Raw genomic sequence first — 18,371 nt, forward strand, 5'->3', positions numbered from 1 at the left:
ACTATGCGCAGTTGTTTTCTTTGTCTCAAGTGTTGGTGAGTTGTTATGTCTGCTGTCAAATCTGTGCCACCTAATTCTGCTGTTCCCAAAAAATCATGGGGCGAGGCGATAAAAGCCTATCTCGAGCCGCGTGCTGTTATTATGCTGTTTTTGGGGTTTTCAGCGGGCATTCCCATTTTGCTGATTTTCTCAAGCTTATCACTGTGGCTGCGAGAAGCAGGCATTGAGCGTAGTGTGGTGACTATGTTTAGCTGGGCGGCGCTTGGTTATTCTTTTAAGTTTATCTGGGCCCCTTTGATTGACGCTCTTCCGGTACCTTTTTTGACCAAATGGCTGGGACGACGACGTGCGTGGATTGTCACTTCACAGCTACTCATAGTCATTGCTATCTTATTGATGGCAAGCTTCAATCCAGTCAGTGAAAGTGTGCTGTGGTTCATGGCGGCATCAGCAGTTCTGTTAGGCTTCTCCTCAGCGACGCAGGATATCGTCATCGATGCTTATCGAATTGAGATTGCACCGCCGACCTTGCAGCCGACTTTAGCGGCTATGTATGTGGCAGGCTACCGCATAGGTATGATTGTTGCGGGGGCAGGGGCGTTATATTTAGCAGACTATTTTGGTTCTACCGAAGCCTTTTATAGCTATGAGGCTTGGCGTAATACCTATTATATTATGGCCGCAGTGATGTCGATTGGTATCCTGACTACCTTTGCAGGCTATGAGCCTATTGCTGAGATTTTGCAAGTTAAAAAGCAAAAACTCAATCTTAAATTATTTTTTATTTATGCTGGGTTATTGGTGATTCCTGGCTCGATTTATGGTGTGTTGAGTTTGATTGAGATTATCTATAATAATTTTTTAGATACGACTATCAATGTCATACCACTCGCTATCATGCCAGCCGTTAATTTCTACTTCCTAGCTTTGGTTGCTTGTGCGCCGCTGCTACTTTTATTCTTTATTATAAACCAGCCTAAGATTATCAATAAAGTCTCTTTGGTGGTTGAGACCAGTGAGGATTACGTCAGAATCGTCTTGCTGTTTGCTTTTACGGTCATCAGCTTTATCGCCGCTTTTATTATTATTGGTAGCTTTTTTGACGATAGTGAAAGCGTATTATTGAGCTTTGTGGCTGAAACCGTACGTTTGCTAGGCAGCTTAGTGGTAGCCGTAGCGGTAGGATATGGATTGACTCATGTGGGACTGGCCAAAAAAGAAGTCGCCAAAACCATGTGGATAGATCCTATTGCTGACTTCTTCAAACGCTATGGCAAAAAGGCATTATTATTATTGCTACTTATTGGTTTGTACCGAGTCTCTGATATCGTGGCGGGGGTAATCTCCAACGTTTTTTACCAAGATATGAGCTTTACCAAAGTTGAGATTGCCAATGCGGTCAAGTTGGTAGGCGTATTAATGGCGCTTGCTGGCGGGTTTTTGGGCGGGGTATTGGCGCAAAAGATGCGGCTGATGCATGCTATGATGCTGGGCGCATTATTAGCCTGTGTGACCAATTTATTATTTGTATTATTGACTTATAATCCAGGTAGCTTACCGCACATGTATCTGGCGGTTATTTTAGACAATTTGGCGGCAGGTTTTGCTAGTGCGGTATTTATTGCCTTTTTATCAGCTTTGACTTCTATTAGGTTTACAGCGGTACAGTATTCAATATTTTCGTCATTGATGACACTGGCACCCAAGGTGTTAGGTGGATACTCTGGCGGTATCGTTGATAATATGGGTTATCCTTTCTTTTTCTTATTCACTTTCGCTATTGGTATTCCGGTATTACTGCTTATTTATCTGGTCGATAGACACATCGTCATTGGCGATAACGACGATATTTATGGCGATGATGAGGGTGACGATGATAGCAATAGTGATGGTAAGCCGTCATTAACAAAGGTAAACCCTAGTTTGACCGATACCAAAGAGCCACCACGGGCAACAGAGTAGCTAAAACTATATCAGCCGCGCTGTTATTTACAGTTGTTACTTAAACCATTATCCAGTATTTTTACGAGTTATCTATGGCAGCGTCTACCGTCGGTCAAATAAAACAGCAGATCCAGCAACTGACAAATGAGGCTTCAGGAAGCACGTTACCGTCATTTTGGTTAAGTGACTGGCTGTTGTATGTTATCGATAAGCCTGCGATATTTTTAATTACAGATGACGATTATCAGCTAACGGATCGTGAGCTTGAGCAGTTCAATGCTGGTGTGCAGCAGATGCAGGCTGGCACGCCGCTCGCCTATCTAACGGGACAGCAAGCGTTTTGGTCGCTTGATTTTAAAGTGAACGCACATACTTTAATACCTAGACCAGACACTGAGGTATTGGTCGAGCAAGTATTAAATTGGATAAAAGTACAGCCAAAGAGCACAGATGATGATAAACCAAAGCGCTTACTGGATCTGGGTACTGGTTCAGGCTGTATCGCCATTAGCGTGGCGCATGAGTTGAATAATAGCAGCATTGGCAGCACATCAGAGAGATGGCAGGTGGTGGCAGTTGATTTATCGCTAGAAGCACTGAAGGTTGCTCAGCACAATGCCACCATGAATAATGTTGCCAATATTGAGTTTGTGCAGAGCAGTTGGTATCTAAATTTGCCTACTCATGCTGAAGCGTTATTCGATGTGATTGTCTCGAACCCGCCTTATATTGATGAGGCCGATGGGCATTTAGCGTGCCTGCAAGCCGAACCCATCAGTGCGTTAAGTGCGCCCAATCAAGGCTTGGCAGACATAGAGCATATTGTTGTATATGCGCCGAAGTACTTGCGTGCTGGCGGGCTTTTAGCAATAGAGCATGGTTTTGATCAAGGGGCAGCCGTTCGTCAGCTGTTTTTGGCTAATGGCTTTGAGTCCGTTGACACTGTGCAAGACTTTGGGGGTAATGATAGAGTGACCCTTGGGCAGCTTTAATTTCTAAATTTGGTGATAAATATGACGCAGTTAATAGACACTGATGCTTCAATTGACCATCAGACACTAACAGACGCTGAACTACTACGCTATGCTCGCCAAGTGTTGCTTGAGGGCTGGGATATTGATGCTCAGCTACGGCTAAAATCATCGCGTGTCGTCATGATAGGGGCGGGCGGCCTTGGCTGTCCTGCCTCTGAGACCTTAGTGCGTGCAGGGCTTGGACAGGTTCATTTGATTGATGACGATGAGATTGAGGCAAGCAACTTACAGCGTCAAACGCTATTTTTACCTGAAGATATTGGACAGTCCAAGGCGCTGACTGCTGCCGAGATGCTAGAGAGAATCAACCCATTAATCACAGCGCGCGGTACGGTTGCACGGCTGAGTGCAGACAACGCTTATGAGCTGCTTGATATGGCGACAGGCAAGCCGAGTCTGTTATTGGATTGTACCGATAACTTTGCTACTCGTGACATTATCAATCGCATTAGTGTGCGTTTCCAAATCCCGCTTTTGACAGCTTCAGCGATCGGAATGCAGGGGCAACTGGCCTTGTTCGAGCCGCAGTTGCATACTGGCTGTTACCACTGTGTATTCGGTGATCCTAGTGCTAATAATGGGCCTGATACTGATATTAATACTGAGGCTGATGAACGCACTTGTGCCAACTCAGGGGTGCTGGCCAGTACGACTGGTATTATGGGTAACTTGCAGGCCAATGCTGCGTTGCAATATTTAGGGCTAACTAAAAATCCACTGACAACCAAGCTGCTTTTGTGGGATGGTAGTCGAATGCAGCAGCGACTCATGGGTTATCGGCAAGATAAGAATTGCCCTGTATGCGCCGTTTAGCTGTTTTTTTGTTTATCTCTATTCTTTTTACTAATTATAGTTGTCGTTTATGAAAATTCATCGTCCTCATTTATTAAAGCATACTTTTAATGTGGTGAACCGTGTGCGCCAAACGGCGAGTGTTGCAGGCTTGTCTGCGCTGCGAGTCGCAAAAGGCGAAAAGCCTGATGCCAGATTGTTAAAAGAAACTTTTGAGCAGTTGGGCACGACTTATATCAAAATCGGGCAGTTTATCGCCAGTACGCCATCGTTGTTTCCACGTGAATATGTAGAAGCTTTTCAAGACTGTTTGGATCAAACAACACCGCTATCGTATGACTATATAGAACAGGTACTGAAAGCTGAGCTGGCGGTTGATGGGCAAACGCTAGACGACAAGTTTGCTCACATTGATCAGCAGCCTTTGGCGTCAGCTTCTATTGCACAGGTACATGCGGCGCGTTTGCATAATGGCGATGAGGTGGTATTAAAAGTACAAAAGCCTGAAGTCGAGACCATCATGCAGACAGATTTGGGTGTGTTGCATGGCGTCACCAAACTGATCGAGCTGCTGATGCCTTCGATGAAGTTTGCCAGCATTGCACCAATTATCGATGAGATTCGTTTGCGTATGTTGGCTGAGACGGACTTTGTTGCTGAAGCGCAAAACATTCGTGATTTTCAGCAGTTCTTGCTGGTATCGGGTAATACTCGAGTGGTTGCGCCGCAGGTTTACGATGAGTTGACCACTAAGCGCGTACTGACCATGAGCCGGTTGTATGGCGTCTCTATGATCGATGAGTCAGCGATGCGACAATATTGTGCTGATCCTGCACAAGTAATGGCAGATACGTTGAACACTTGGTTTGCAAGCCTAATAATGTGTAACAGCTTCCACGCTGACTTGCACGCTGGTAACTTAATGCTATTGACCGATGGTCGCATTGGGTTTCTAGACTTTGGTATCGTGGGTAAGCTAAAAGCCGAGAGCTGGCGTGCGTGCATGGGTATGATGCAAGCTTTGCAAGACAATGACTATCAAGCAATGGCAAAACACATGATAGATATGGAAATGACACATGGCCGCCATGAAGTAGACGAAGCTGCACTAGCAATTGACTTACAGCGTATGATGAAGTCTATCATGGCAGAAGACATGGCATTTACCAGCGGCGTGCCTTTTAATTCAAAAGAGCAGGCAGACGAGCTGAATAAGATGATGTTAGAGATCGTTGATGTCGGCAAGCGACATGGTATTCATTTCCCACGTGATTTTGCCTTATTGACCAAGCAGTTATTATATTTCGATCGTTTTATGCGCACGCTCGCCCCTGATATGGATATGTTTAGTGATCAGCGGGTACAGATATTAGGACAGCCAGATATAGAGCAATCTGCAACGCCACCGCTTAACGTTTCGTAGCCTTTAATAATTTATGGCGGCTTTTGAATATTGCTTATAGATTTTCTAACACAAAGGATTGTGTGCTAATTGCCACAAATTGGCTCTGTCATGACGACTGCTCCCAAAAGCCGCCTATTCCCTATTATTACTAACGAAGCCGCCATCGCTTGGATAGGACTCTACTGTCTAGCGGTGGTAATGGGCTATGGGCGCTTTTTATTTACTGCCACCTTACCCGATATTATGACTCAACTATCGTTATCGACTGCCATCGCTGGTTGGATGGCGTCGATTAATTATATTGGTTATTTTATTGGGGCGCTCATTGCTATGTTTGTGCCGCAGCGATTAACGTGGCAAATGCTGATGTTTTGGACGATTGTCAGTGTGATCACTACCATGCTACTCGTCGTGCCAGAGATGTCATTAAATCTATGGTATGTCATTCGCCTGCTATCAGGTATCGCTAGCGGTGTCGCGATGATTTTGAGCTCGTCACTGGTGATACAAAGCTTTAGTAACGAGCGCCGCTCTGTGCTTTCAGCGTTGCATTATGCGGGGATCGGTGTTGGTATCAGTCTCTCGGCAGTACTGACTTGGTGGTTATTAGTGCTTGGCTACCATTTTGATATCATTTGGTTGGTGGCGGGCGTCAGTAGTTTGCCGTTACTGTGGCTGCTATATGGTTTACGGCCTGTAAGCATAGTCACAGATACATCTGGCGAAGTCGGACAGGAATATTCAAAGCATAGTTCTGCGCAACTATCTATACTTCAAGCTTATACTAATTTTAAACGCGCGCTGTATGAAGCAATCGTTGGTCATAACAAAGCCATTCTGCTCTTGTCAGCAAGCTATGTGCTAGCAGGGTTCGGTTATATTACCTCAGCCACCTTTTTGCCAGTGATGGCTGCACAAAGGCTGACGACACAGAATTATGCTGGATTGCTGATCTGGTTGCTAGTCGGTATTTTTGCGATGCTATCCAACCCTCTATGGGGCGCACTTGCCAAACGCATAGGCGAGATAAAAACCTTGATGGGTTTGACCTTATTGCAGGCATTTGGTATGTTTTTGCCTTTATGGTTCGAAGGTGCGCTTGGCTTATATGCAAATGCGGTCATCTTGGGGTTAACCTTTGTCGGCATGGTCTCAATGACCTTGACCATCATCAAAAACATCAATCCTGCTTACTCAAACTTATTGATAGGGCTTGCGACACTGGCTTATGCGCTTGGGCAGTTTATCGGGCCATTAGTGACGGTGGCGCTGGCAGGGCAGGACGACAACTTTAATGCAGGACTGTTAGTTGCTGCTATCGGGTTACTGATTGGGCTTGGACTGATCATATGGTTTCGTCAGCAACGAAATCATCAGCTTTGATAACATGAGCTCTCATAAGAAGGGCTGAGATATGCAAAATAGGGAAGTTGTCATCTGTTAAACAATACTACGGCTAAATATCTCTCGTAGCTCAAAGCTGGTATGCACTTGTGCGACTCCCTCAATACGATTTAGCCTATGTAATAAAAACTCTTCATAGTGGGCCATATCACGTACCCGTACCTTAATGAGATAATCTTCAGAGCGGCCTGTGACGATGCTACAGCTAATGACTTCATCGAAGCTTTGAACCTTTTGTTCAAACATCTCAAAGCGCTCAGCAGTATGCCGATCCATACTGACAGCGATGAACACTGCCAGAGGATAGCCAAGTTTTTCTGCATCAGTCTGGGTATGGTAACCTGTGATAATACCTGCATCTTCTAGACGTTTGATACGGCGTGCACAGGGAGTCGCTGACAGATTAACGTGCTCGGCCAGCTCAGTAATACTCATGCGTGCTTCAGTCCGTAATAGACGCAAAAGGCGTCTATCGATATCATCAACTACATGAGCGCTTTGGGTAGTCAAATCTCTGTCAGTCATAAAGTTTATTAATTATTAGTGGTTTATATCAATTATATATTGAATATTAGTGTTAATCACTAAAACTAGTCATTAATTTGATTGATAAAGCTGCTTTCTAGCGCATAAACTTTGCTATTATTATAATACAAATTATCATCTCATAAGATGAAGTATATTTCGTAAATACATCCTAGCCTATCACATCATCGAAGAGGATTGATTATGTCTGACAATACCACACAAAATGCGGCCAAACGCCCTGCAAAAATTACCCCAAAGCATGCCGCTTTTGATTATCGCAAATATCGTCCATTTGCTTTTGCACCGTCGCTGCCAGATCGCACTTGGCCAAGCAAAACGCTAGAAAAAGCACCAATATGGGCAAGCGTAGATCTGCGAGATGGTAATCAGGCGCTCATTGATCCTATGACCATTGAGCAAAAAATGCGCTTCTTTAAGACGCTAGTTGGTGTTGGTTTTAAGGAGATAGAGATTGGATTCCCCTCTGCTGCGCAAGTTGAATTCGACTTTGCCCGCCAGCTTATCGAAGAAAACCATGTCCCTGAAGATGTTACATTACAGGTATTGGTACAGGCGCGTGAGCATCTCATTGCGCGTACGTTTGAGTCGTTAAAAGGTGCCAAACGTGCCATTGTGCACGTCTATAACTCTACCTGTAAGATACAGCGCGAAAAGGTGTATGGTAAAGATAAAGCTGAAATCAAACAGATTGCTATCACTGGTGCCAAGCTGTTGCAGCAGTATGCCGCCAAGTATCCAGAAACAGAGTGGGTATTTCAGTATTCACCAGAGAGCTTTAGTCAAACAGAGACTGAGTATGCAGTAGAAGTTTGTGATGCTGTCTGTGAAGTGTGGCAGCCACAGCAAGGGCAGGGGGTTATTATTAACTTACCAGCCACTGTTGAAGCCTCTATGCCTAATGTCTTTGCTGATCAGGTAGAATACTTTTGCCGTCACTTAGCACAGCGTGAACATGTCACTATCAGCCTACATACTCATAACGACCGTGGCTGTGCTGTGGCTGCCGCTGAGCTTGGTGTGCTTGCTGGCGCGGATCGTATCGAAGGCACTTTGCTGGGTAATGGTGAGCGTACGGGTAATATGGATATCATGGTCATGGCGATGAATATGTTCAGCCAAGGTATCGATCCTGAGCTTGATTTTAGCAACATGAGTGAGATTGTACAGGTGGTTAGCGAGTGTAATAACTTGCCATTACATCCGCGCCATCCGTATGTTGGCGAATTGGTATTTACCGCCTTTAGTGGCTCGCATCAAGATGCGATTAAAAAGTCTCTCGATTATAATGAGAAACATCAAGACGAAACAAACAACGTCTGGGACGTGGCTTACCTACCGATTGATCCTGCGCACATTGGTCGCAGTTACCAAGATGTGGTACGTATCAATAGTCAGTCTGGTAAAGGGGGTGTAGCGTATATCTTACAACGTAATTACGGCTTCAACTTACCACGCTGGATGCAAATTGACTTTAGTGGTGTCATTCAGCAACAAGCTGAAGTGGCTGCACGAGAGTTACAAAATGATGAGATTTTGCAGACCTTTGAAGACACTTACTTGAAGCAAGGTAGCTTTGAGCTTCTTGATTATAGTGTCAATAACAAAGGCGGTGAAGTGTTCTTTAATGGTCAAGTGCAGATGAATGGCGATGCCATTACTCTTGATGGCACAGGTAACGGTCCCTTATCTTCATTTATCGATGGGCTTGCACAGTATACTGGTAAGTCGATACATGTCATTAACTATGCTGAACATGCCATCAACCCGCAGCACAATAGCGGCGATGGTATCGATGATGGCAACAACAATGATAATAAGACCAATGCCAATGCGGCGGCTTATATCCAGTTGAATGTCGATGGTGAGGTGTATTCTGGCATCGGTACTTGCAGCAGCACGGTATCTGCAATGCTCAAAGGTGCACTGTCTGCTTTTGCTCAAGCGCCAACGACAGTAGCAGCATAAGCCAAATTGGATTAGTCTGAGTGTCGATAACGCTATGTTTCTTTATGATGCATAGCGTTATTTTGCGTTTGCAGGGGGAGTATAGTCGGAGTACTTTTAAAATTGCTTGACTATGATGCTTTAAGGCTTCTTAGACATATAAATGTCTGTTTTAAGCCAAGCACTAATAGCATAATGTTACTTGTGTGTTCGGTGTCTAAGACTTACACTAATGTGTGCACATTATACCAAACCCAAAAAGTGCGATTAGCTTTGTCAAACTTGCTAAGCTTACTAGATGTAGTACTTGCGCAAGTTTTCCGCGTTATTCTAATTTTTGAAAATGGTATTGCTTATTATTATAAATAAAAATACAAGGTTAATTATGGAACCTATCTCATTTGCGTCATTCACCTTAGCATCTATTTTGGCATCATTACCTGCCAATGGCGAGCCAGTCAGTCAATCGGTCATCAAGACGCATATTAGCCCTGCCATCGCTGGACAATGGGAGATAGATTTAGACAGCGAAGTGACCATGACTAAAGAGGCTGCAGCCAGACAAGCAGCGCAGGAACTTACTCAAAATATCGAAACCAATGAGCCTAAGATAACTGCAGGTGCAGAAGGTGGGGTACTGACTCAAAATGAACAACGCATTTTGAATATTAAGCCTACCGCCATAGACACTGTAAAGACAACAACCAAGACCAATCAATGCCGCGAATTATACAACTTTGGTGCAGATAATGAAATGTGGTCGGTTAGCGGCAAAGAATGGACGTATGGACGTTATTTGGTGACCCACCGTGAAGAGGGCTTACCCATTATCGCCATCAAGACCCTTTATGATAATAATGAAGTCGACTGCTCAGGCAATCAGGTGGATCAAACGGGCGAAGCAGTGATTGCCTTTTTAAACCATGAAGGCAATACAATGCAGTGGTGTGCTGATCCTGATGGCACAGAATGCTATATGAATTTCCATAGAGTATTGCCATAGCTAATGAATGAAATTAGTAAATAAATCTAGCAAATAAAACTACTAAATATAGTAGATAGTGAACATCGCTATTATGTTTGTATATTTGCTTTGCGTTGTCAATCAAACACAAAAAAACCGCTTTCTTTAAGAGAGCGGTTTTTTCAGTTATGAGAAGTATTAGCGTATGTCCTAGGATAAGGTTTTAGCTATTTTGCTGTTTTGGTCTCTTGAGACTTGAGCAGCTCTTCTTCTAGATAGTGAATGTTTTGCGCTTCATTAACAAAACCTTCATCCGCTAAAATGACATCACGATGCATAGGTATATTGGTCTTAATACCTTCAATAATGAGCTCATCAAGGGCATGCAGTGTCTTTGATATTGCTTGCTGGCGTGTCTGCCCGTGACAAATAAGCTTGCCTATTAACGAGTCATAATAAGACGGTATCTCATAACCAGGATACAGATGCGAGTCAAAACGTATTCCCGCACCACTAGGCGTGAACAGTTGGGTGACCGTACCAGGTGACGGCACAAAAGTCACTGGATCTTCAGCATTGATACGACACTCAATGGCATGGCCTTGAACTTCAATTTCACTTTGACGATAAGAGAGACCGTAGCCTGCTGCAATCTTGAGCTGCTCAACGACCACATCAATGCCAGTGATCATCTCAGTGATGGTGTGCTCGACTTGTACCCGTGTGTTCATTTCAATAAAGAAGAATTCATTGTTTTCAAATAAGAACTCAAACGTCCCAGCGCCGCGATACTGAACCAACTCACAAGCTTTCACACACGCTTGCAATATCGGCTCACGAACATCATCAGGGATATCAGGAGCAGGGGCTTCTTCTAGTACTTTTTGATGGCGACGCTGCAGGGAGCAGTCACGATCGTATAGATGAATGGCATTACCATTCCCGTCACCCAATACTTGAATCTCGACATGGCGCGGGTTTTGTAAGTAGCGCTCCATATAGACGGTATCGTCACCAAACCACAGCTCAGCTTCTTGCCTAGCTGCTTGTACCTGACCGATAAGCTCGTCAAAGCGTTCTACGACGCGCATACCACGACCACCGCCACCAGAGGCTGCTTTGATGATAAGCGGAAAGCCGATATTACGGGCTTGCTCTTCAGCATTGTGCAGAGTTACAGCGCCAACGGATCCAGGCACAGTTGGTACGCCTGCTTTTTTCATGGCATTAATGGCAGAGACTTTGTTGCCCATTAGACGGATATGATCAGCAGTGGGTCCCACGAAGGTTAAGCCGGCTTCTTCGATGCGTTCAGCAAATTCAGCATTTTCAGCCAAAAAACCATAACCAGGATGAATAGCGTCAGCACCAGAGATTTCAGCTGCCGTTAAGATGGTATTGATATTCAAATAGCTTTCGCTGGCACTTGGGTTGCCGATACAGATCGCTTCATCAACGAAGCGTAGATGCATGAGGTTGGCGTCTGCGGTGGAATAGACACCGACAGTCTCAATACCTAGCGCTTTACACGCACGTACGATACGTAAGGCAATCTCACCTCGGTTGGCGATGAGCAGTTTTTTTATCATGGGGTCATCCTTGTCAAAGCGGTGTTGATCAACTCAATCGCTGCAATTTACTCATAATTGACTATGAATATGAGCGATAAATTGAGCATAACAAAATAAGGTACAGCAAGTACAATTAGGCTTTATAGCGTATAACTGGCTGGCCAAACTGTACAACCTCAGAGTTGTCCACTAAGATCTCGTCAATAACACCACTTTGAGTCGCTTCAAGCGGGTTCATGATTTTCATTGCTTCAATGATACCTAAGGTATCACCAGCCTGTACTTTTTGACCGACCTTAACATACGGTGGATCATTAGGACTAGCAGCAGAATAAAAGACACCAACCATCGGAGCTGTCTCTACACTACCAGCTTTGCCAGCTGCTTTGGCAGGGGTCGCAGCAATAGGAGCGGCAGCAGCAGGCGCAGCCATCATCGTAGGAGCAGGGGCGTCATAGTGACGGGTTAAACTAATATGCTCATCGTCTGAACTGACTTCTAAATTGACCAGCTCGTTTTCTTCCATGAGGGCGATTAGGGTGCGTATTTTTTCAATATCCATAGTTTTTTTTATACCTCTGCTGAATTTAAAAAGAAATAGTGTAACAAAATATTGTTTAGTTAGTTGCTAATGATACCTATAATTGCTGCAATGAGCAATCAATGTACAGTTGTTAACTGGAATATTTTACATTTTTTTGACGCAAACATACATATTGGTAAGACCTCATATGTTTTCTAAAGCTTCGATGCTGTGCCAACTATATTTAAAAAAGAGGTGGTGTGTCAAAAAGTATGCTGATTAAAACTTGAACAATTTTTGAAGCCTTTAAAGCCCTATAGAATCAGAGAACTTAGCATAGATTTCTTATTGACTTCTATCGCTAGCATACTTTTTAGAACACCACCAAAAAAGAAAGCGTCCTTGCATTTCTGTAGCGGGTAAAGGTGATTGTATTTATTATAGGCATACATTAAAAGAGCCATTATTTATCATAGTCTATGTGGCCAGTAAGTGCTAGCATTTGTTGACTAAGGTTAGCCCCATAGCTCTAGTAGGCGCTTTTGCTGATAGCGTAATCGCAGTGTCAGGAGTATAGAGGATAAGAACAAACCCGTAATCAATGCCACCCAAAAACCCTGCGCTCCAACATCCGTAAAGCGCACTAAATAGATACCAAGTGGCAAGGCGACGAGCCAATAACAAAACAGCGTCACCCACATAGGCACAGTGGTGTCTTGCATACCGCGCAATATACCAGCGACGTTGACCTGCCAACCATCAAACAGCTGATAACCAAGTGCAAAGATAAGCAAGTGCATGGCCTGTGCTCGTACTTCTAAGTTATCAGTAAAAGCGGCGGCTAACTGAGGTCTAAACAGCCAAATTCCAAGCATACAGACAACAGCAATAATCACTGTCCATATTAGCCCAGTCGCTTGTACTTGGCGCAGGGCCATGAGGTTTTTTTCACCAAAGCGGTTAGAGACCATGATGGTCAGTGCCATGGCGACCGATATGGGAATCATAAACAGCTGTGACGTCACTGACAAGGCCACTTGGTGTGACGCCGTCGCCAGCTCACCTAACGGGCTAATAACCAACGCCCCTAAGCTAAATAAACTGGCTTCAAAAAAGATAGAAATACCAATGGGTATGCCTAGCTTCAATAGTTTGGTAATTTGCTCGCGATTGGGTTTGGTAAAGCTATAAAAAAAGCGGGTACTGGCAAATTGCTGACGCTTAGTAAAAGTAGTATAAGTGCCCAAAAGCAATACGTTTATCCATAGAACGATGGCGGTTGCTACGCCGCAACCAGCGCCGCCCATCTCTGGCATGCCAAATAATCCATGGATAAAAATATAGTTGAGCGGAATGTCAGCCAGCAGACCGATGATACTGATAACGGTCACTGGCTCTGGTCGTCCGAGCGCCTCACAGTAGCTGCGTAACACTGCATACACTGCCATAGCAGGGAAACCAAAGGAAACCCCATGTAAATATTGCGAGGCTATGGGCCGAATATTGTCAGGCACACCCATAATGCCCAGTACGTTTGGCATAAGGTTGACGATGATAAACCCAGCGATGCCAATGACCCCAGCCGCCCAGATTGATTGTTGGGTAATATGTGGTACTTGACTGTGTTTGTTTTGACCTATCGCCTCACCAATCAAAGGTGTGGTCGCGATTAAGATGCCTGTGGCTAATAAAAACAGCGGCAGCCAAATACCAGAGCCAACTGCGACAGCAGCCAGATCGAGAGCGGAGACTTGTCCTGCCATAATGGCATCAACGACGCCAAGTGCTGCTTGGCAAAACTGGGTAATCAAGATAGGCAATGCAAGCACGCCCAAGCGTAAGCTGTAGCTTTTAAAATCTGGAAAGGATAATGGAAAAACCATAGTTAGCAACTTTTCATTATTCACGGTGGTTATTATTGATAAGTAAATACTGCCATCAACACTTTCATAGTAAGATGGTGTAGAGAAAAACAGTGCGGACGATAATACTCTGATTGAAAATAAAAGACACTAAAATAAAAATAACCCGTCAATTCAAGTTATGAACTGACAGGTTAAAAGTAGAGAGAATGGTAAAGAAGCCGTTATGTGATGTCAACGCTTCTCAGGACTCGAATATTCATAGTAATGCTATTCAAAACTCTCAGGCAGTATCTCAAGCGTCTCTGCCATAGCCATAATGGCTTGCCAGTGTTTGGGTTCAAGCGGAATCACGGTTAATTGTTCGCAGCCTTTTCTGAGTAGCAATGAATCCTCAAGCATAGGGATAAACTTTAGCTCTGATAATGGTAAAACATCTAAAAACGTCTGCTCAAAGGTGACATCCACCATATACCAACGTGGTTCCTCTTCCGTTGCTATTGGATCGTAATGTCGATGCTCGGGATGGAATTGAGTGGGGTCAGGGTAGCCTGCTTGGCTGATGCTCATGATGCCAGCCACGCCAGATGGCTTGGCACTTGAATGGTAAAAAAATACTTTGTCACCCACCTGCATATCAGCGCGCATGAAGTTACGAGCGCGGTAGTTGCGTACGCCATCCCAACTGTCTGTGCCCAAGCGTTGTAGATCGTCAATACCAAAGAAGCGTGGATTAGATTTCATCAGCCAATAAGCCATGTCATGCATCCTAATATTTTAGTTGTAAAATTCAGTCTAAGTTAACGCTAATAACCTTTGATTAATATGAGCATTCATTAATAATTTTGTTATAAGTTTAGCAACAAGCGTTATTTCACTAGATTAGCAGCAAGTCTTGATTTGTATTCTAATTAAATAGCAAATATCAGTGCTTTCCATTATGGTGTCAAGCCGTTATCCTAGTCGTGTTTTTTCTGTTTACCACAGTCCTTTGCCCAATAAGTTTATGCCATGCCTATCTCTCATTCTAAGCCCGACCATCTTGCAAGCACGACAAGCGCCTCTCTTATAGATGTTAAAAGTGTCCCGTTGGCACTATACATACATATTCCATGGTGCGTCAAAAAATGCCCGTATTGCGATTTTAACTCACATGAGTTGGGGCATGAGTTGCGCGCTGACGCACCGCTATCCATGTATGACGAATATGTAGATGCCCTGTTGTTAGATGCACAGATGCAGCAGCCACTGATGCAAGGACGCCCGATTAGCTCCATATTTATTGGCGGTGGTACGCCTTCATTATTACCCATTACCCAGTATCAGCGCCTGTTTACTGGCTTACGTGACTGTTTTGACGTTACGGACGATGTGGAAGTGACGATGGAGGCCAATCCAGGCACTTTAGAGCATGCGCCCTTTGCTGAGTATTTAGAGGTGGGAATCAACCGCTTATCTATAGGGGTACAGAGCTTCGCTGCCGATAAGTTGCAGACGCTTGGGCGTATTCATGATCCTAAGCAGGCAATTTCTGCTATCAAATCAGCAAGAGTCGCGGGTTTTGAGCGGGTAAATGTGGATTTGATGCACGGTCTCCCGCAGCAAACCCTGAACGAAGCGTTATATGACATTCAAACCGCCCATGAGGCTGGCGCGACGCATATTTCTTGGTATCAGCTAACTATTGAGCCAAATACTGTATTTTATCGTAATCAGCCTGTGTTACCAGATGAAGATAATTTAGCCGATATTGAATCAGAGGGTCAGGCATTATTACAGCGTCTAGGCTATGACAACTATGAAGTATCAGCATGGGCAGGAGCCGCAGACGCCCCTTGTCGACATAATGTAAACTATTGGCAGTTTGGCGACTATCTGGCAATTGGCGCAGGCGCTCACGGTAAAGTAACGCTAGATAATAGCACGCTAAATAAAGGTGCCTTTGGTTTATTATTAGCTGAAGGTTTAACAGACAATGAGCAGCTACCAAACACAGGTATCTATCGTTTTAGTAAGTCTCGCTTACCAAAAGATTATATGAGTTATCAGAACGCCCCAAAAATGGTTGGCTGGCAACAGATTGCAGATGATGAGCTTGTTAGTGAGTTTATGCTAAATGCACTGCGCTTATATGATGGCGTGACGTGGTCGCTATTTGAGACGCGCACAGGACTGAGCTATGAGAGTATTGCACAGCAAGTGCAAGGCCTTATCAAGCAAGGTTTATTGATTGATAGCGCTGAGCAATTACAACCAACCGCACTGGGTCGTCGCTATATGAATCAAATATTACAACCATTTTTATAATGCTCATTTGTGAATGTTCAACAGACCCTAGTTAAGGCTTTGGCCTAAATAAAAAAAGACCCACCAATGGTGAGTCTTTTAAAAAACCTAACGGTTAGCTACTAACTATTGGATTTTCTGCTGAGCGCTTTCTGCACCGCCAGTAACAGCTTCACCAGCGCTTGAGACGTCTTGGCCAAAACCTTTGAAAGTGTTGCAACCAGTTAGTACAAACATAGCAGCTAAAGATGCGATAATTACTTTTTTCATAATAAAGTCCTCAAAATGGGTGGGTTATTACAATTAACGAAAATGATATTAAGCGCTGTGCTCAAACATCATAAACGCTATACAGGACACACTACAAAATAGTGGCATCAGAGTCATATTAAAAAAATATGTTTCTGATATCACGGCATTGTCTGGATATCCATTACAGACATCATAGTGAAAGTTGAAATCTGTGCACAGTATCAAAATGTAAGTATTGACAGTAAACTGTAACTTTTGATTACGCTTGTTATCTTATTATTTTATATCGCTGTTATGTGGTAAGAGTCATTGACAAGTAAAAGTCAGCTAATTTTTGATGACAACCCTCCCAATCCTTTAGAACCCTGTCCAATTAACTTTACGGAATCGTCTTATGACCATTCATATCGTGCTAGTCGCACCAAAAATGCCCAGTAATACGGGTAATATTATTCGTTTGTGTGCCAATAGCGGCGCGCAGCTGCATTTAGTACAGCCGCTGGGATTTGAGCTTGATGATAAAAAACTACGCCGTGCTGGCTTGGATTATCATGAATATGCAAACTTGCAGGTACACACAGATTGGGCAGCGGCAAAGCAGGCATTGCTTACGGCAGGATGTCAGGCAATCACAGCGTTAACCACCAAGCTTAGTCAACCATTTTATGACTACGACTTCATGATGCAAGCAAATACCAATACAGCCGATACATTAGGGGCAGCAGCGAGTGTGGCATTGGTGTTTGGCTCTGAGACAGCAGGCTTGAGCGACGATATACGTGATGATATTGGTGAGGATAACTGGCTAAGACTGCCTATGTTACCTGATTCACGTAGCTTGAACCTAGCTAATAGTGTGGCGATATGCCTCTATGAAGTGTGGCGCCAGCAAGGGTTTTACGGTGATACCGGTCGCAGTACGGGTTATGAGACGCTTGCGGTCTATGATCCCAAATAGCGATAAGGAATAACTGTCACGAATATCTATAAAAAAGTAATTATAAACAAAAAGTAACTATAAAAAAAGTAACTATAAACAGTTAGGCGGCTTGGGTAATCCAGAGAGACGATTGACATGTCTTGCTACCAAGCCAGTATTGAATAACTGCTGTAGTTTTTGATTGCTGATGTCGTGCTCAGGTAAGGTTTTTTGTAGCCATTTAATCAGGGGGCGCGTCGCTGGTGCGTGATTGAATTTGACAAAAAATGCCCGTACTTGCTGCAGAATAGCCAGATGTTCATCCGTTAGCTTTATCTCTAGCGTATCGGCTAATTGTTGGGCGATAGCAGGTGTCCAAATAGTATGATCACAAAGATGACCGTCTTGATCTAAAGCAATGTTGGAAGTAGAAGTAGTCATAGCGCGATTGTCACCACTTTATCGAACTGTGGGTCTTGGGTTAGGGTTACCCACTCAGTATCTGACAAAACTGCTGTTAGCTTTGTATTTAGGTTTAGCTTTGCATTGGTATGGTCACCGAGCTGCGCTACATCATCAGCTAGGGCGTAGATGCTGGCGATGCGGTCTATATCATTATCCTCTAAATAGGCATTGAGCCAGTCAATAAAAGCAGCGGTCGCTCCTAATAAAATAATACTGTCACCAGCGCGCCAAGTTTGCGCCATCTGTTCTGTACTGCGTCTAAGCTTATCCATTGAGCTGTGTAATTGGTATAGAGTTGCCATATGAGGTTCCGATTGATTGCAAAGCGTTGAGCGAATGTTTAATGCTAAAGAATCTGATGCTATAGTCGATACACTCTAAAAATGTCATAGCGCTACTGGGATGCTATCTTTTGAAGTACAGTTGCGCAGCCTCTGGGTACGCAGCACGCAAGTAA

17 protein-coding genes are annotated in these 18,371 nt (G+C 44.0%); 9 read left to right on the forward strand and 8 right to left on the reverse strand.

Translation table 11 applies throughout. The annotated features are described in order from the left end of the window. Positions 1–45: 45 nt before the first annotated feature. The 5 genes from JMY01_RS05370 to JMY01_RS05390 all read left to right on the forward strand — a co-directional run bounded on the left by JMY01_RS05370 (position 46) and on the right by JMY01_RS05390 (position 6,558). Positions 46–1,962, forward strand: coding sequence for an MFS transporter (locus tag JMY01_RS05370; protein WP_201574622.1), 1,917 nt, complete (start codon positions 46–48; stop codon positions 1,960–1,962). A 74-nt stretch (positions 1,963–2,036) separates the two neighbouring features. Further along, positions 2,037–2,936: a peptide chain release factor N(5)-glutamine methyltransferase gene (gene prmC, locus JMY01_RS05375; RefSeq protein WP_201574623.1), complete on the forward strand. Its 900-nt coding sequence runs from the start codon at positions 2,037–2,039 to the stop codon at positions 2,934–2,936. 21 nt (positions 2,937–2,957) lie between these two features. Continuing rightward, positions 2,958–3,791: a HesA/MoeB/ThiF family protein gene (locus tag JMY01_RS05380; RefSeq protein ID WP_201574624.1), complete on the forward strand. Its 834-nt coding sequence runs from the start codon at positions 2,958–2,960 to the stop codon at positions 3,789–3,791. A gap of 49 nt (positions 3,792–3,840) precedes the next feature. Further along, on the forward strand, positions 3,841–5,193 hold the full coding sequence (locus tag JMY01_RS05385) for an AarF/ABC1/UbiB kinase family protein (protein ID WP_201574625.1): 1,353 nt from the start codon (positions 3,841–3,843) through the stop codon (positions 5,191–5,193). Positions 5,194–5,283: 90 nt separating this feature from the next. Further along, entirely contained in the window at positions 5,284–6,558 is a 1,275-nt protein-coding gene (locus JMY01_RS05390) for a YbfB/YjiJ family MFS transporter (protein WP_201574626.1), read from the forward strand. A 57-nt stretch (positions 6,559–6,615) separates the two neighbouring features. Here the strand turns inward: JMY01_RS05390 and JMY01_RS05395 are convergent, their stop codons facing one another. Next, positions 6,616–7,104, reverse strand: a complete 489-nt coding sequence (locus tag JMY01_RS05395) for an Lrp/AsnC family transcriptional regulator (RefSeq protein ID WP_201574627.1) — start codon at positions 7,102–7,104, stop codon at positions 6,616–6,618. Between the two features lie 204 nt (positions 7,105–7,308). Here JMY01_RS05395 and leuA point away from each other — a divergent pair, with 204 nt between their 5' ends. Continuing rightward, positions 7,309–9,093, forward strand: coding sequence for a 2-isopropylmalate synthase (leuA, locus tag JMY01_RS05400; RefSeq protein WP_201574628.1), 1,785 nt, complete (start codon positions 7,309–7,311; stop codon positions 9,091–9,093). Positions 9,094–9,457: 364 nt separating this feature from the next. Then, the gene (locus tag JMY01_RS05405) at positions 9,458–10,075 is read left to right on the forward strand and encodes a hypothetical protein (protein ID WP_201574629.1); all 618 of its coding nucleotides are present in this window, start codon (positions 9,458–9,460) and stop codon (positions 10,073–10,075) included. Between the two features lie 188 nt (positions 10,076–10,263). Here JMY01_RS05405 and accC read toward each other — a convergent pair whose 3' ends face one another. From accC to JMY01_RS05425, 4 genes are all read right to left on the reverse strand, one after another. Further along, complete coding sequence (accC, locus tag JMY01_RS05410) at positions 10,264–11,625, reverse strand: acetyl-CoA carboxylase biotin carboxylase subunit (protein WP_201574630.1); 1,362 nt, start codon at positions 11,623–11,625, stop codon at positions 10,264–10,266. Positions 11,626–11,740: 115 nt separating this feature from the next. Continuing rightward, complete coding sequence (gene accB, locus JMY01_RS05415; protein WP_201574631.1) at positions 11,741–12,169, reverse strand: acetyl-CoA carboxylase biotin carboxyl carrier protein; 429 nt, start codon at positions 12,167–12,169, stop codon at positions 11,741–11,743. Between the two features lie 476 nt (positions 12,170–12,645). Then, entirely contained in the window at positions 12,646–14,013 is a 1,368-nt protein-coding gene (locus JMY01_RS05420; protein WP_201574632.1) for an MATE family efflux transporter, read from the reverse strand. Positions 14,014–14,262: 249 nt separating this feature from the next. Next, on the reverse strand, positions 14,263–14,751 hold the full coding sequence (locus tag JMY01_RS05425) for an EVE domain-containing protein (protein ID WP_201574633.1): 489 nt from the start codon (positions 14,749–14,751) through the stop codon (positions 14,263–14,265). A gap of 252 nt (positions 14,752–15,003) precedes the next feature. On the opposite strand from JMY01_RS05425, the gene hemW reads away from it, so the two are divergent. After that, positions 15,004–16,299: a radical SAM family heme chaperone HemW gene (gene hemW / locus JMY01_RS05430; RefSeq protein WP_201574634.1), complete on the forward strand. Its 1,296-nt coding sequence runs from the start codon at positions 15,004–15,006 to the stop codon at positions 16,297–16,299. Positions 16,300–16,404: 105 nt separating this feature from the next. On the opposite strand, the gene JMY01_RS05435 is transcribed toward hemW, so the two are convergent. Next, a complete protein-coding gene (locus JMY01_RS05435) occupies positions 16,405–16,548 on the reverse strand; it encodes an entericidin A/B family lipoprotein (protein ID WP_201574635.1) in 144 nt (47 codons plus the stop codon). A gap of 376 nt (positions 16,549–16,924) precedes the next feature. Between JMY01_RS05435 and JMY01_RS05440 the strand changes: the two genes are divergently transcribed. Then, positions 16,925–17,488, forward strand: a complete 564-nt coding sequence (locus JMY01_RS05440) for a tRNA (cytidine(34)-2'-O)-methyltransferase (protein WP_201574636.1) — start codon at positions 16,925–16,927, stop codon at positions 17,486–17,488. Positions 17,489–17,560: 72 nt separating this feature from the next. Here JMY01_RS05440 and JMY01_RS05445 read toward each other — a convergent pair whose 3' ends face one another. Together JMY01_RS05445 and JMY01_RS05450 are read right to left on the reverse strand one after the other, a co-directional pair. Beyond that, positions 17,561–17,890, reverse strand: a complete 330-nt coding sequence (locus JMY01_RS05445; RefSeq protein ID WP_201574637.1) for a TusE/DsrC/DsvC family sulfur relay protein — start codon at positions 17,888–17,890, stop codon at positions 17,561–17,563. After that, a complete protein-coding gene (locus JMY01_RS05450) occupies positions 17,887–18,216 on the reverse strand; it encodes a hypothetical protein (RefSeq protein ID WP_201574638.1) in 330 nt (109 codons plus the stop codon). Before JMY01_RS05450 ends, JMY01_RS05445 begins: the two co-directional genes overlap by 4 nt. Positions 18,217–18,371: the final 155 nt, after the last annotated feature.

It is taken from the genome of Psychrobacter sp. H8-1, from assembly GCF_904846575.1.
In the GTDB taxonomy this organism is placed as follows: Bacteria; Pseudomonadota; Gammaproteobacteria; order Pseudomonadales; family Moraxellaceae; genus Psychrobacter; species Psychrobacter fulvigenes.

Coding starts and splice junctions, on each gene's coding strand:
- JMY01_RS05370 (WP_201574622.1), top strand. CDS start 46: ATGTCTGCTGTCAAATCTGTGCCACCTAATTCTGCTGTTCCCAAAAAA.
- prmC (WP_201574623.1), top strand. CDS start 2,037: ATGGCAGCGTCTACCGTCGGTCAAATAAAACAGCAGATCCAGCAACTG.
- JMY01_RS05380 (WP_201574624.1), top strand. CDS start 2,958: ATGACGCAGTTAATAGACACTGATGCTTCAATTGACCATCAGACACTA.
- JMY01_RS05385 (WP_201574625.1), top strand. CDS start 3,841: ATGAAAATTCATCGTCCTCATTTATTAAAGCATACTTTTAATGTGGTG.
- JMY01_RS05390 (WP_201574626.1), top strand. CDS start 5,284: ATGACGACTGCTCCCAAAAGCCGCCTATTCCCTATTATTACTAACGAA.
- JMY01_RS05395 (WP_201574627.1), bottom strand. CDS start 7,104: ATGACTGACAGAGATTTGACTACCCAAAGCGCTCATGTAGTTGATGAT.
- leuA (WP_201574628.1), top strand. CDS start 7,309: ATGTCTGACAATACCACACAAAATGCGGCCAAACGCCCTGCAAAAATT.
- JMY01_RS05405 (WP_201574629.1), top strand. CDS start 9,458: ATGGAACCTATCTCATTTGCGTCATTCACCTTAGCATCTATTTTGGCA.
- accC (WP_201574630.1), bottom strand. CDS start 11,625: ATGATAAAAAAACTGCTCATCGCCAACCGAGGTGAGATTGCCTTACGT.
- accB (WP_201574631.1), bottom strand. CDS start 12,169: ATGGATATTGAAAAAATACGCACCCTAATCGCCCTCATGGAAGAAAAC.
- JMY01_RS05420 (WP_201574632.1), bottom strand. CDS start 14,013: ATGGTTTTTCCATTATCCTTTCCAGATTTTAAAAGCTACAGCTTACGC.
- JMY01_RS05425 (WP_201574633.1), bottom strand. CDS start 14,751: ATGGCTTATTGGCTGATGAAATCTAATCCACGCTTCTTTGGTATTGAC.
- hemW (WP_201574634.1), top strand. CDS start 15,004: ATGCCTATCTCTCATTCTAAGCCCGACCATCTTGCAAGCACGACAAGC.
- JMY01_RS05435 (WP_201574635.1), bottom strand. CDS start 16,548: ATGAAAAAAGTAATTATCGCATCTTTAGCTGCTATGTTTGTACTAACT.
- JMY01_RS05440 (WP_201574636.1), top strand. CDS start 16,925: ATGACCATTCATATCGTGCTAGTCGCACCAAAAATGCCCAGTAATACG.
- JMY01_RS05445 (WP_201574637.1), bottom strand. CDS start 17,890: ATGACTACTTCTACTTCCAACATTGCTTTAGATCAAGACGGTCATCTT.
- JMY01_RS05450 (WP_201574638.1), bottom strand. CDS start 18,216: ATGGCAACTCTATACCAATTACACAGCTCAATGGATAAGCTTAGACGC.